The sequence below is a fragment of the Mixta mediterraneensis genome (assembly GCF_014946725.1).
Taxonomy (GTDB): Bacteria; Pseudomonadota; Gammaproteobacteria; order Enterobacterales; family Enterobacteriaceae; genus Pantoea; species Pantoea mediterraneensis.
On the sequence record NZ_JACFXY010000001.1, the window covers coordinates 164644 to 178883 of the forward strand.

General features: G+C 51.8%; 11 protein-coding genes. 8 read left to right on the forward strand and 3 right to left on the reverse strand.

Features of this window, described 5'->3' with window-relative positions; all coding sequences use genetic code 11:
- The first annotated feature begins 423 nt into the window (after window positions 1-423).
- The 5 genes from trxB to infA all read left to right on the forward strand — a co-directional run bounded on the left by trxB (window position 424) and on the right by infA (window position 6324).
- The gene (trxB, locus tag H2P46_RS00830) at window positions 424-1392 is read left to right on the forward strand and encodes a thioredoxin-disulfide reductase (RefSeq protein WP_193403318.1); all 969 of its coding nucleotides are present in this window, start codon (window positions 424-426) and stop codon (window positions 1390-1392) included.
- A gap of 141 nt (window positions 1393-1533) precedes the next feature.
- On the forward strand, window positions 1534-3303 hold the full coding sequence (cydD, locus tag H2P46_RS00835) for a heme ABC transporter permease/ATP-binding protein CydD (RefSeq protein ID WP_193403319.1): 1770 nt from the start codon (window positions 1534-1536) through the stop codon (window positions 3301-3303).
- Entirely contained in the window at window positions 3303-5033 is a 1731-nt protein-coding gene (gene cydC, locus H2P46_RS00840; RefSeq protein ID WP_193403320.1) for a heme ABC transporter ATP-binding protein/permease CydC, read from the forward strand. Before cydD ends, cydC begins: the two co-directional genes overlap by 1 nt.
- Window positions 5034-5066: 33 nt before the next feature.
- Entirely contained in the window at window positions 5067-5759 is a 693-nt protein-coding gene (gene aat / locus H2P46_RS00845; protein ID WP_193403321.1) for a leucyl/phenylalanyl-tRNA--protein transferase, read from the forward strand.
- A gap of 346 nt (window positions 5760-6105) precedes the next feature.
- Window positions 6106-6324 (forward strand): translation initiation factor IF-1, encoded by a 219-nt coding sequence (gene infA / locus H2P46_RS00850; RefSeq protein WP_002211347.1) that lies wholly within the window; start codon window positions 6106-6108, stop codon window positions 6322-6324.
- 86 nt (window positions 6325-6410) lie between these two features.
- Here infA and clpA read toward each other — a convergent pair whose 3' ends face one another.
- Entirely contained in the window at window positions 6411-8687 is a 2277-nt protein-coding gene (gene clpA, locus H2P46_RS00855; RefSeq protein ID WP_193403322.1) for an ATP-dependent Clp protease ATP-binding subunit ClpA, read from the reverse strand.
- 56 nt (window positions 8688-8743) lie between these two features.
- A complete protein-coding gene (gene clpS, locus H2P46_RS00860) occupies window positions 8744-9064 on the reverse strand; it encodes an ATP-dependent Clp protease adapter ClpS (RefSeq protein WP_193403323.1) in 321 nt (106 codons plus the stop codon).
- Window positions 9065-9387: 323 nt separating this feature from the next.
- On the opposite strand from clpS, the gene cspD reads away from it, so the two are divergent.
- Window positions 9388-9609 carry a cold shock-like protein CspD gene (gene cspD, locus H2P46_RS00865; protein ID WP_193403324.1) on the forward strand — a complete coding sequence of 74 codons (222 nt, stop codon included), beginning with the start codon at window positions 9388-9390 and terminating at the stop codon, window positions 9607-9609.
- 59 nt (window positions 9610-9668) lie between these two features.
- Here the strand turns inward: cspD and H2P46_RS00870 are convergent, their stop codons facing one another.
- A complete protein-coding gene (locus H2P46_RS00870) occupies window positions 9669-11318 on the reverse strand; it encodes an ATP-dependent nuclease (protein WP_193403325.1) in 1650 nt (549 codons plus the stop codon).
- 132 nt (window positions 11319-11450) lie between these two features.
- Here H2P46_RS00870 and H2P46_RS00875 point away from each other — a divergent pair, with 132 nt between their 5' ends.
- Both H2P46_RS00875 and poxB read left to right on the forward strand, forming a co-directional pair.
- Complete coding sequence (locus H2P46_RS00875) at window positions 11451-12350, forward strand: LysO family transporter (RefSeq protein WP_193403326.1); 900 nt, start codon at window positions 11451-11453, stop codon at window positions 12348-12350.
- Window positions 12351-12474: 124 nt separating this feature from the next.
- Window positions 12475-14196 (forward strand): ubiquinone-dependent pyruvate dehydrogenase, encoded by a 1722-nt coding sequence (gene poxB / locus H2P46_RS00880; RefSeq protein WP_193403327.1) that lies wholly within the window; start codon window positions 12475-12477, stop codon window positions 14194-14196.
- Window positions 14197-14240 lie beyond the last annotated feature (44 nt).

The following is a 14240-nucleotide window of genomic DNA, read 5'->3' on the forward strand; positions in this document are numbered from 1 at the left end:
AACGCACTCATCCGCATGACGCATGCTGTCTGTCCACATCATGCGTCATTACCAATGTCAGGCTGCATTTATTCGACGTTGCGCGCAAAACAAGACATAACGCCCTATTTTGTTTCGACTAACGCCCTTCGCTTCTGACACTGTTTTCGCAAATGCGCAGGCGATTGTCAAAGTAAAATGTCCAAATCCAGTACAAGATGCCAGACAGTCGTCTGGGTAACTGTTTTTAAATGAATATTTTTGAGCAGCTGCACCACAAAAAACCGATTTTTGCCCCATTGTGGCGCACAGGGGGAGCGAAAACCGGCTTCATCGTCTACGCCGTTTGCAGCTATCGTTAACAAAATCGCGCAAGCCTTGTCATTGCAACACGTTATTCCCTACAATCGCAGGCTATGTCAGCCGAATGAAACTGAGGAACGCATGAGTACGGCAAAACACAGTAAGTTACTCATTCTGGGCTCTGGTCCAGCAGGTTATACCGCAGCGGTTTATGCTGCACGCGCCAACCTGAATCCGGTGTTAATTACCGGGCTGGAAAAAGGCGGACAGCTGACCACAACCACAGAAGTGGAGAACTGGCCGGGTGACCCACACGATCTGACAGGCCCATCCTTGATGGAACGCATGCACGAACATGCGGAGAAATTTAATACCGAGATCATTTTTGACCATATTCACAGCGTTGATTTGCAGAGCCGACCGTTTCGTTTAACCGGCGACAGCGGCGAATATACCGCCGACGCGTTGATTATCGCCACAGGTGCCTCTGCACGCTACCTGGGTTTGCCCTCTGAAGAAGCCTTTAAAGGTAAAGGCGTTTCAGCCTGCGCCACCTGCGATGGGTTCTTTTATCGTAATCAAAAAGTCGCAGTCATTGGCGGCGGCAACACGGCTGTAGAAGAAGCGCTTTATCTGGCAAACATCGCTGCAGAAGTACATTTGATCCACCGCCGCGACAGCTTTCGCGCTGAGAAGATCCTGATCGATCGGCTGATGGAAAAAGTGCGCAGCGGTAATATCGTCTTACACACCAATCGCACGCTTGAAGAAGTGGTTGGCGATCAAATGGGCGTCACCGGCTTGACGTTACGCTCCACGCTTGACACTCAGGAAACAGAGGCGCTGGAAGTTGCTGGCCTGTTTGTTGCAATTGGTCATAGTCCGAATACAGCGATTTTTGCTAATCAGCTCGATTTAGAAAATGGCTACATCAAAGTGCAGTCTGGATTACAGGGGAATGCGACACAGACCAGTATCCCAGGCGTGTTTGCTGCAGGCGATGTTATGGACCATATTTACCGTCAGGCCATTACCTCGGCGGGAACCGGTTGTATGGCTGCCCTGGATGCAGAACGCTACCTGGATGGGTTAGTTAAAAACGATCGCTAAGTTGTTAATTCTCTGATCGTAATCAAAAGAGGCGGCTGTTTTTCAGTCGCCTTTTTTGTTGCCATCATGCTAGATTCATGCGCCTGGAGAAACAGTGCCTTCCCTGTTTTGCATTCCTCACTGGCATATTTACGGTCTCGCATGAATAAATCGCGACAACAGCATCTTACCCGCTGGCTTCGTCAGCAACGCAGGCACGCTGAACGATGGTTGCGTCTGACCACATTGCTGGGACTTGCCAGCGCACTGCTAATCATCACGCAGGCCTGGTTGCTCGCTTCTTTGCTGCAGGCCTTGATCATCGAGCAACAACCCCGCGATACACTGTTCTCTTACTTTTTGCTGTTACTGTTGTGCTTTGTGCTGCGTGCGGCTTTCAATTACGCACGGGAGCAGGCCGGCTTTCATGCCGGTCAGGCCATTCGCAAGGCTCTCAGAAAGCAGGTATTAGATCGACTGGCGGAACTGGGGCCTGCCTGGATTCAGGGGAAACCTGCTGGCAGTTGGGCCACGCTGTTGCTGGAACAAATTGAAGAGATGCAGGATTACTACGCGCGCTACCTGCCTCAGATGACGCTGGCAGTGTTGATCCCTTTTTGCATCTTGTTCACGTTATTCCCCTTAAACTGGGCCGCTGGTTTAATTCTGTTTGTAACGGCGCCATTAATTCCTTTATTTATGGCGTTAGTGGGTATGGGAGCCGCCGATGCTAATCGCCGCAATTTTATCGCTCTTGCACGGCTGAGCGGCGATTTCCTCGATCGTCTGCGTGGCCGTGAAACGCTGCGCCTGTTTCACCGTGGTGAAGCGGAAAAAACGGCGATAGCAAACTCAACCACCGATTTTCGCCAGCGCACGATGGAAGTTTTGCGTCTGGCCTTTCTCTCTTCCGCTGTGCTGGAGTTCTTCGCGTCGTTAGCTATCGCGGTGGTCGCCGTCTATTTTGGCTTTTCTTATTTAGGGGAACTGCACCTGGGCGATTACGGTAAAGGCGTAACGCTGTTTGCCGGTTTTTTAGCCTTAATCCTGGCACCCGAATTCTTTCAGCCCCTGCGCGATCTCGGCACTTTTTATCATGCGAAAGCGCAGGCCGTTGGCGCAGCAGATGCCCTTGAGCGCTTTATGCAAGAGGTGCCAGATGTCGCGTCTCAGCAAGAACAGCGGCCGTTTGCCATAAACGCCCCGATTGAAATGCAGGCAAAAGACCTGCTGATTTGTACGCCGAACGGTAAAACATTGTGTGGTCCTCTTTCTTTTAGCCTTGCTGCCGGTCAGCGCGTGGCATTGATCGGTCAAAGTGGTGCCGGCAAAACCGCGTTAATGAATGCGCTGCTGGGTTTTTTACCTTATCAGGGTTCGCTGATTGTTAATGGCGTGGAGTTGCGTGATCTTGCGCGCGACGACTGGCACAGACACCTGGCCTGGGTTGGCCAGAATCCGCATCTTCCGGCTTCAACGATTCGCGATAATATTTTAATGAGCACACCTTATGCAGCAAATCGCTTTGCAGAAGTTTTGCAAGCGTGTGGCATAAATGAGTTTCTGCCACGCCTGCCACAAGGTCTGGATACGATGCCCGCTGATGGCGGCAGCGGACTATCAGTAGGCCAGGCTCAACGCATCGCCGTAGCGCGTGCGCTGTATAAACCGGCATGTTTATTATTGCTGGATGAGCCCGCTGCCAGTCTTGATGCGCTTAGTGAAATGCACGTTATGCAGGCCCTGAATCAAGCCGCGGCGCAGCAAACCACCCTGATGATTACCCATCAGCTTGATAACGTTAAAGACTGGGATGTTATTTGGGTGATGCAGAATGGACAATTGATACAGCAAGGAAACTGGCAGCAGCTAAGCGAACAACCCGGCCAGTTTAAGCAGTTGCTGAAACATCGCCAGCAGGAGGTGAGCTAATGTCTGCATTGCGCCCTTTCCTTCGTCTCTGGAGCCGCCATCCTTATCGTTTAGCCTTAGGCATCCTGCTGGCTATCGTGACATTGCTGGCCAGCATTGGCCTGTTAACGCTTTCCGGCTGGTTTCTCGCCGCCTCTTCAGTAGCAGGTTTCGCTGGGCTGTATAGCTTTAACTATATGCTGCCCGCCGCAGGTGTGCGTGGTGCAGCGATTACACGTACCGTAGCCCGTTATTTCGAACGCCTGGTGAGCCACGATGCCACCTTCCGCGTATTACAACATCTGCGTGTATTTACCTTTAGCCGCTTAATTGCCTTGTCGCCGGGACAGTTATCAGGTTTTCGTCAGGCCGACTTACTAAACCGCTTTGTTGGCGATGTCGATACGCTCGATCATCTTTATCTGCGCGTTATTTCTCCACTGACTGGGGCTTTTGTCGTAATTGTGCTGGTTACGCTGGGGCTTAGCCTGATTGACCTGCAACTCTCCTTTCTCCTTGGCGGCACCATGTTAGCTACCCTGCTGATTATGCCCCCGCTTTTTTATCGCTTAGGCACGCCGGCAGGTCAGGCAATAGCACGTGGGCGTATGCGCTGGCGCATGCAATTAATGCACTGGCTGGGCGGTCAGGCGGAGTTAACCTTGTATGGCACGGCACATTCATGGCGTAAACAACTTGATAATGAAGAGCGTGGCTGGCAACAGGCGCAGCGTAAGCAGCAACGTTTACAGGCTTTAGCCCAAAGCCTGCTGCTACTCATTAGTGGAATGACGCTAACGCTTCTGCTCTGGATTAGCGCTGCTGCGATCGGTGAAAATCAGCTGCCAGGTTCATTTATTGCTTTGGTTGTGTTCTGTGCACTGGGCGCTTTCGAAGCGTTAGCGCCAGTAGCGGGCGCATTTTTGCCGCTAGCACAGGTTATAACAGCAGCCCGACGTGTGAATGACATTATTGTTCGATCGCCAGCAATTACTTTTCCTGCAGTCGCTAACGTACCAGCGGATACACTGAAGGTGTGCATTGAAAATCTGAGTTTCACTTATCCCGATCGACCTGATGCTGTTCTCAGTCATTTTTCATTAAATATGCAACGCGGCGAGCATATTGCATTACTGGGACCAACCGGCTGTGGCAAATCTACGCTGTTAGCATTACTGACGCGCGGCTGGGAAAGCCAGAGCGGCACTATCACGCTCAATGATTTACCGCTGCAAAACTGGGATGAGGCGCAATTACGCCAGCGTATTAGCATGGTGACGCAGCGGGTACATTTATTCAGCCAGACTTTGCGCGATAATTTATTGCTTGCCTGCCCAACGGCTCACGATGAGGCGTTAAAAGCGGTACTTGTTCAGGTCGGTCTGCGCCACTTATTTGATCAAGATGAAGACTTAAATGCCTGGCTTGGCGAAGGCGGACGTCCGCTTTCCGGCGGCGAACTGCGCCGTTTGGCCATTGCGCGCGCGTTACTGCATAACGGTGATCTCTGGTTACTGGATGAGCCTACCGAAGGTTTAGACGCCACGACTGAGCAACAGATCCTGACGTTACTTAATCAAGTGACGCAGGGGAAAACATTAATCATCGTAACCCATCGGCTCAGCGGTTTGCAGCATATGGACCGCATTTGCGTCATGGAAAACGGTAGAATTATTGAGCAAGGAAATCACGCCGAATTAATCTCAAAAGGTGGACGTTACTGGCGTTGCCAGCAGCGCTTTGCGCTATAGTTTTAGCGAATAGCTGACAGGTAGAACGATGCAATGAGACTGGTACAACTTTCACGGGAGTCACTGAATTTTCCGCCGCCTGAAATGGCTTTGCGTGAACCCAATGGTCTGCTGGCAATGGGCGGTGATCTCTCTCCTGCCCGTTTGCTAAATGCTTATCAACGCGGCATCTTTCCATGGTTTTCTCCCGGCGATCCAATCTTGTGGTGGTCTCCCGATCCGCGCGCGATTTTACTGCCTGAATATTTTCATCTCAGCCGCAGCATGAAGCGTTTCCATAAACAGTCGCCTTATCGCGTTACGATGAACGAAGCGTTTGCCGATGTGTTAGAAGGCTGTGCCAGCGGGCGGGAAGAAGGAACATGGATCACCTTCGAAGTTAAACGCGCCTGGTTGCGGTTGTATGAATTAGGCCATGCACATTCGATTGAAGTATGGAACGCGCATAAATTAGTCGGCGGTATGTATGGATTAGCGCTGGGGCAAATATTTTGTGGTGAATCGATGTTTAGTCGCCAGGAGAATGCTTCAAAAACGGCGCTCTGGGTGTTTTGCCAGCATTTCGTTAATCATCAGGGTCGCTTAGTTGATTGCCAGGTCCTGAATCCGCATACCGCATCGCTCGGCGCTCAGGAAATTCCCCGCGTCGATTATTTGCAGTATGTGCAAAGCCTTGCATGGCAACCGGTCAGTGAAGGCTGCTGGCGTACGCAAACCCTTTTTTAAGCCCGCACAGATGTTTTGCACACATAAAGCGTTAAAAGTGATATAATAATCGAGTTTGGTATGTCGTCCGCGCTTTGTAGTTGTAAGCCGGAATTGCCAGGCTGGGAATCTCAACGCACTCTCGGAACTGTTTCAATCGTGCGCGTGTAACCGGTTGATACAGATTCTTAGCCCGCTACTCCCCCGCAGACGTCACATAAAACACCCGAATTTAACCGAGATGCTCGCGTTATAACGCGAAGCACGGCGAAGCGTTGGCAAAACCGTCGACGGTTCTTTACATAAATCGTTGAATTGGGCATTATCTTGCCGGTTCAAGTGAAAGGTAGTACACCCAGAGGATTCGATGGCCAAAGAAGACAATATTGAAATGCAAGGTACCGTACTGGATACGTTACCTAACACCATGTTCCGCGTAGAACTTGAAAACGGACACGTGGTTACCGCTCATATCTCCGGTAAAATGCGCAAAAACTATATCCGCATCCTGACGGGCGACAAAGTGACTGTCGAGCTAACCCCGTACGACCTGAGCAAAGGCCGCATTGTCTTCCGTAGTCGCTAAGCTGCTCTTAGCTTGCTGTAGATAATATCTGACAGCAAAAAAAGGCCGGATTCGCATCCGGCCTTTTTCATTTCTGACATCGATAATTAATGCACGGTGCCTTCCGTTTTACGCTTTTCCGCGCTCAGGAAATGGTAGGTTAACTGGCCTTTTTCTTTATCCAGCCCAACGGATACCGATCCTCCCTCCACCAGTGAACCAAACAGCAATTCGTTAGCCAACGGTTTCTTGAGGCTTTCCTGCACGGTGCGCGCCATCGGACGAGCACCCATCGCTTTATCATAGCCTTTCTCAGCCAGCCAGTCGCGTGCTTCATCGCTCACTTCCAGCGATACTCCTTTCGCATCCAGCTGCGCCTGCAACTCAACAATGAACTTATCCACTACCTGATGGATGACGTCGGTAGACAAATGACGGAACCAGATAATGTTGTCAAGGCGGTTACGGAACTCTGGCGTAAAGATCTTTTTGATCTCTTCCATCGCATCGGTGGTGTTGTCCTGCTGGATCAGGCCGATAGATTTACGTTCCGTTTCACGCACCCCAGCATTGGTGGTCATGACCAGCACCACGTTGCGGAAGTCCGCTTTACGGCCGTTGTTGTCAGTTAGCATACCGTTGTCCATCACCTGCAACAGCAGGTTAAAGACGTCCGGGTGCGCTTTCTCAATCTCATCTAACAACACAACGGCATGCGGATGTTTAATTACCGCATCCGTTAACAAGCCGCCCTGATCAAAACCCACGTAACCCGGAGGCGCACCAATCAAACGGCTGACGGTATGGCGCTCCATGTATTCGGACATATCAAAACGCAGCAGTTCAATGCCCAACGCTTTCGCCAGCTGTACCGTCACTTCGGTTTTACCGACGCCGGTTGGTCCCGCAAACAGGAATGACCCTACCGGTTTCCGATCCTGGCCCAGGCCTGCACGGCTCATTTTGATCGCTTCGGTCAATGCCTCAATGGCATTATCCTGACCAAACACCAGCATTTTCAGGCGGTCATCCAGATTTTTCAACGTATCGCGATCGCTTGCTGAAACGCTTTTTTCTGGGATACGCGCGATGCGTGCGACAACCGTTTCAATGTCAGCCACATTAACGGTTTTCTTACGCTTGCTGACCGGCATCAAGCGTGCGCGCGCGCCCGCTTCATCGATAACATCAATCGCTTTATCCGGCAGATGACGATCGTTAATGTATTTCACCGCCAACTCCACCGCCGCACGCACCGCTTTCGCGGTGTAACGCACATCGTGATGCGCTTCGTATTTTGGTTTCAGACCATTCAGGATCTGCACGGTTTCGTCCATTGACGGTTCAGTGATGTCGATCTTCTGGAAGCGACGCGCTAAAGCGCGATCTTTTTCGAAGATATTGCTGAATTCCTGATACGTAGTCGAACCCATAACGCGGATCTTGCCGCTGGAGAGCAGCGGCTTAATCAGGTTAGCGGCATCCACTTGTCCGCCAGACGCTGCACCCGCACCGATGATGGTGTGGATCTCGTCAATGAACAGAATGCTGTTATTGTCCTGTTCGAGCTGCTTCAGCAGGGCTTTAAAGCGTTTCTCAAAGTCACCGCGATATTTGGTACCCGCCAGCAACGAACCAATGTCCAGTGAGTAAATTGTGCACTCTTTCATCACTTCCGGAACGTCGCCCTGCACGATACGCCAGGCCAGCCCTTCGGCAATGGCGGTTTTACCCACGCCCGACTCACCCACCAGCAGCGGGTTATTTTTACGGCGGCGACACAGCACCTGAATAGTACGCTCCAGCTCTTTGTCGCGACCAATCAGCGGATCGATTCCGCCGACGCGAGCAAGCTGATTAAGGTTGGTGGTGAAGTTTTCCATACGATCCTCCCCGCCTGCTTGCTCTTCGTTGACTGGATTTTCTGCGTTCGGCGCCTGACCGGGTTCGTCTTTACGCGTACCGTGAGAAATGAAGTTCACCACATCAAGACGGCTCACTTCGTGTTTGCGCAGCAGGTAAGCCGCTTGCGATTCCTGCTCGCTGAAGATGGCGACCAGTACATTGGCCCCGGAGACTTCGCTACGGCCCGATGACTGGACATGGAAAACCGCACGCTGCAGCACACGCTGGAAGCTGAGCGTAGGTTGCGTATCACGCTCTTCTTCGCTGGCGGGCAGCACCGGTGTGGTTTGCTCGATAAAGGCTTCGAGTTCCTGCCTTAGAGCCACAATATCTACTGTACAGGCTTCCAGTGCCTCTCTGGCCGACGGGTTACTGAGTAACGCCAGCAACAGATGCTCGACGGTCATAAACTCATGACGGTGCTCACGCGCTCTGGCGAAAGCCATGTTTAAACTGAGTTCCAGTTCTTGATTGAGCATTTGGCACCTCCCCCAATTATCGCTCTGACGATCTGTCTACCTATATGGAGACAGGATCAGGCTTTTTCCAGCGTACACAGCAACGGATGATGATTTTCCCGCGCATAATTGTTCACCTGGGCCGCTTTGGTTTCGGCGACTTCAGCAGTAAATACACCACATATCGCTTTACCGTGGTAGTGAACTTTCAACATCAGCTGCGTTGCACGTTCAATATCATAAGAAAAGAACTTTTGCAGAACGTCAATAACAAATTCCATAGGTGTATAATCATCATTGTTCAGAATGACTTTATACATTGAAGGCGGCTTTAACCCTTCGCGTACTTTGTCTTCGGCCAGATGTTCAAAATTAAGCCAGTCGTTTGTGTTTGCCATAATGATCCGTTGAGATTCCGCCTATCAAATATAAACCTGTTACCGTTCATCTTTAGAGTTTAACACGCCTGTCAAGCACCCCACCGACGATGAAATTTTATCCAGAAAACCCCGTGCGTGACCTGTATCACAAAATTTGCAATAGCGTTAACCACCTCAAATTTTAATGATTTTCTCCCTGTGTAGCTCGGCGCTTTGCTTGACGCCAGTGACTGTTTCTCTACATTCTACTGACACAAGCTGATTGAGATTTAATCGATCTCGACTCACAGCTTCAATGACCTCACCTACTTAATAGAATGTCTTGCGAGGGAAGTAAAAGCATGGAGACGGGTACAGTTAAATGGTTCAATAACGCCAAAGGCTTCGGCTTTATCTGTCCAATCGGGGGCGGCGAAGACATCTTCGCGCACTACTCTACGATTAAGATGGATGGTTACAGAACGCTAAAAGCCGGCCAACAAGTTCAGTTCGACGTCCACCAGGGTCCGAAAGGCAATCATGCCAGCCTTATCGTGCCAGTTGAAGCGCAGGCAGTCGCCTGACGTTTATCCCCATTCTGAACTCTTCCAAAAAAATGCCAGCCAATGCCGCTGGCATTTTTTTAATCGGCGTTACCGTGAGCCAGCCAATGTACACGTGAAAACATCTGACGCATCAGCGTGGGAATGGCTTCCGGCCCGCGTTCCGCCGCTGCCATCGCCACGGCAATCGCCAGTTCGGGTTTCGATGCATGATGAATGGCATGGCTAATAATACGCCTGGCGCTCATGGGCGCGTTTAACGGCAGGTGCGCCATTTGATGATAAACATCCTCGAAGCCGTGCTTATAAAGGAAGTGCTCCATATCCAGCGCCGGAAGCTGGGTAAGGTGATTTTGCTCTTTATCCTGCGCACACAGCTGGCTGCGCGTGGTCGCAGCATACTTATCTCCCGCCTCATCGCCATCCGTTAATACATGCCAGTCAATACCCATGCGGCGGGCAAATTTAAGCAACGGTTTTAATCCCGACTGCGCAAACTCAATCACTTTTACGCCTTCAGCGGCAAAGTGATACCCACATTGTTGCGCCAGCTCATTGATAATCCACACTTCGGTTTCACCTTCTACTAACAGCCAGCAGCGGGCAAACAGCGCGGAGGGTCGATTCACGCGTATATGAAAACCAATCCGACGCCTGTCTTCTGCGCTCAACCCTTCCGGACCAATTCGCCACGCGGCAACCCGCGCCGGTTCACGTACCAGCCGACAGACATTTTCTACCGGCACCTGCGACAGAAGTTCAGCCGAATTAGTGGTGGCGATTTTTTGCAGCGGCAGTAATTCCAGTAAATTCCACGCCACCGACAGCATAATAGGATGAAGCCGCGTTTCGGGATCTTCTATCAGCAGCAGCGGCCGGGCATCCTCAGCCAGCGGTTCGCTCCCACGAGCCTGCACCAGGAGCGTAAACATTCGCAGCAAAATCAGCTGGCGACTGCGCGAATCGGTTTCAGAGATAAACTGATTAAGCTTATCCAGCGAGCGCCAGCTCTGCCTGCCATCGCGCGCTTGCGGATCAACGCGTTTCGCCTGGCGGACATCGCTCGGTTGTTGCACCAGAAAATAGTGCTCCATCAGTTGCTGCATGGTCTGCAATCCCTGACGCAGCACATCATCGCTGAGCTTTTGCGGCTGCGTTACCAGGTCTCGCGTAAGCGTGTCGATTTCCAGCGTCAGCTGATCCAGTGTGGTTGCCTGCCCATCGTTATGGTTCTCGCTATGACGAGCACGACGACTGAAACGCGCATCGCGCAGCCGCAATACCGGATGCATACGCAGCAAATGACGAATGGCAATCTCTGTGCTGACTTCAGCTAACACATTGCCCTGCCGATCGATAAAACGCCGCGAGGTATGGACGTTCTCCTCACGCAGCCTGGCGCGAATGCTGTAACGCAGCCAGCGCTGGCCTTGCTCATCCCGCTGCCAAAATGGCGAAAAATGTTCATCATGATCGCTACCCGCATCACGAAAGTGGAACACAATCTGCAAGTGTCGCCGTTGGTCATTGACGTCGCCCGGCGTGAAGTGAAAATCACTGGCGCTAAACTGATAATCTTCCGTTTGCGGCGACAGTAACAGTGTCAGCGCATCCAGCAAGCTGGATTTACCCCAGGCGTTTTCGCCGATTAACAGATTAGTATGCGTTAATGGCAAAGAAAGCTGGTTAATGCCGCGAAAACCGCGAATGTCGATATGTTCCAGAATCATAGCGTGGCTCATCCTCTTGTTAACCGAAGCATGGTTGGCGAACGTAAACCGGTCAAGCCGCTTAAACCGTTGGTTTACTCTTTCCCGCTTTTTCGCTAGCGTGTTGTCACTTTTCGCATGGATGGCTTAAATATGTATTCCGGGCTTCTGATTATTCTGGTTCCGCTGGTCGTTGGCTGGCTTCTTTCTCTGCATAAAACCGCCGTTCTCCATTTGGTTAATCGCTTACTGAGCGGGATGGTTTATGTCATTCTGTTCTTTATGGGCATTAGCCTGGCGTTCCTTGATAACCTCAGCAGTAATCTGCTCACTGTTTTCTACACCGCTCTGGTTGCCGCACTTTGCATCATGCTATGCAACCTGCTGGCGCTGCTGTGGCTGGAGAAGCGCCTGCCGTGGCAATACACACACAAACAAGAAAAATTGCCATCACGTCTGCATATGGCGCTGGAATCACTCAAACTTTGCGGCGTTGTGGTGGTAGGATTTTTACTCGGCCTGACGCAATGGGCCTTTTTGCATCACGCCTCGGCAGCCAGTGAATATGCGCTAATTTTTCTGCTGTTTTTAGTGGGTATCCAGCTTCGCGGCAGCGGCATGACGCTGCGCCAGATTATTCTTAATCGTCGTGGCATGATGGTCGCCTGCGTGGTGTTGGTGAGCGCCTTAACCGGCGGCATCATTGCCGCACTGCTGCTCGGCTTACCCATAAAAACCGGTTTAGCACTGGCCAGCGGCTTCGGCTGGTATTCACTGTCCGGTATTTTAATGACGGAGGCGTTTGGTCCGGTCATCGGCAGCGCCGCTTTCTTTAATGACCTGCTGCGCGAACTTACCGCCATTATGCTTATCCCGGTGCTGATTACGCGTCACCGTTCCAGCGCGTTAGGATTGTGCGGCGCTACCTCAATGGATTTCACTTTGCCCGTGCTGCAACGCGCCGGTGGAACAGAGATTGTTCCCGCCGCCATTGTCCATGGTTTTATCATGAGCCTACTGGCACCGGTTCTTATCGCCCTGTTCTCCGCTTAAATTCTCCTGACAAAACGCAGCGCATTTTTTTCACAGCTGCGTTCTGACAACCTCGTCTAAGCTTCTCTTTTTGCGCTTTTGGTTAGCCATCGTCAGGATGGCCAACCACCAAAAGGAGAATACGATGAAAAGAACCGTTGCAGCGCTGATCGCAAAAACGCTTGAGAACGCTGGTGTCAAACGCATCTGGGGCGTCACCGGCGACTCTCTTAACGGCCTGAGCGACAGCTTAAATCGTATGGGCACCATTAAATGGATGCCAACCCGCCATGAAGAAGTCGCCGCTTTTGCCGCTGGCGCGGAGGCGCATGTGACAGGTGAGCTGGCCGTGTGCGCGGGCTCATGCGGTCCCGGCAATTTGCATTTAATTAATGGTTTATTTGATTGTCATCGTAACCATGTTCCGGTACTCGCGATTGCCGCACATATCCCTTCCAGCGAAATTGGCAGCGGCTATTTTCAGGAAACCCACCCCGAGGAGTTATTCCGCGAGTGCAGCCATTATTGCGAGCTGGTGTCTAATCCCGAACAGTTGCCGCAGGTGCTTGGCATTGCCATGCGTAAAGCGATCCTTAATCGTGGCGTGTCAGTAATCGTCATTCCGGGTGATGTAGCGCTGAAGCTGGCACCGGAAACGGCTAGCGCAAACTGGTATCCACCCCAGCCGCCGCAAATTCAGCCGCAGCCCGCTGCGTTAGCACAGCTGGCGCAAACGTTGAATGAAGCCAGCAATATTACATTGCTGTGCGGCAGCGGTGTTGCGGGCGCTCACAAGGAAGTGGTTGAGCTGGCTGCTACGCTGAAAGCGCCGATCGTTCATGCGCTGCGCGGTAAGGAACACATCGAATATGCTAACCCTTACGATGTGGGTATGACCGGTCTGATTGGTTTTTCATCGGGGTTTCACGCGATGATGAATGCCGACACGCTGGTGCTGCTCGGCACGCAATTCCCCTATCGCGCTTTTTATCCTGAAAAAGCCAAAATAATTCAGATCGATATTAATCCCGGCAGTCTCGGCGCCCATTGTCACGTTGAACAGGCGTATACTGGTGATGTGAAAACCACGTTGCAGGCTTTATTGCCGCAGCTGACGAAAAAAAGTGATCGTCAACACCTCGACAGCGCACTCGAACATTACGTTGATGCACGCAAGGATCTTGATGCTCTCGCCCAACCCAATGACAGGCAGGCGATTCACCCACAATATCTTGCTCAGCAAATCAGCCATTACGCCAGTGACGATGCGATTTTCACCTGTGATGTCGGTACGCCAACCGTGTGGGCGGCCCGCTATCTGAAAATGAACGGGAAACGCCGCCTGCTCGGCTCGTTCAATCATGGTTCAATGGCCAACGCTATGCCGCAAGCCCTGGGCGCACAGGCTATCAATCGCGATCGGCAGGTGGTTGCGCTGTGCGGTGATGGAGGATTTAGCATGTTGATGGGCGACTTCATCACCGTTGCGCAGCTGAATTTGCCGGTAAAACTGGTGATTTTTAACAATAGCGTGCTGGGCTTTGTCGCGATGGAGATGAAGGCTGGCGGCTACCTGACCGATGGCACTGAACTGGAGAATCCTGATTTTGCCGCCATCGCCCAGGCCTGCGGCATTAAAGGCATACGCGTAGAGAAAGCGTCCGACTTAAACGGCGCGCTGGAACAGGCGTTCGCCCATGATGGCCCCGTGCTGGTGGATGTGATCACCGCCAAAGAAGAGCTGGCAATGCCGCCGCAAATCAAGATGGAACAAGCCAAAGGCTTTAGCCTTTACATGCTGCGCGCCATTCTGAATGGACGCGGTGATGAAGTGGTTGAACTGGCGAAAACTAACTGGCTGCGGTAAAACGGGAGAATGCCATGCGCGGGCGTAATGCCCGCCGTTTTATT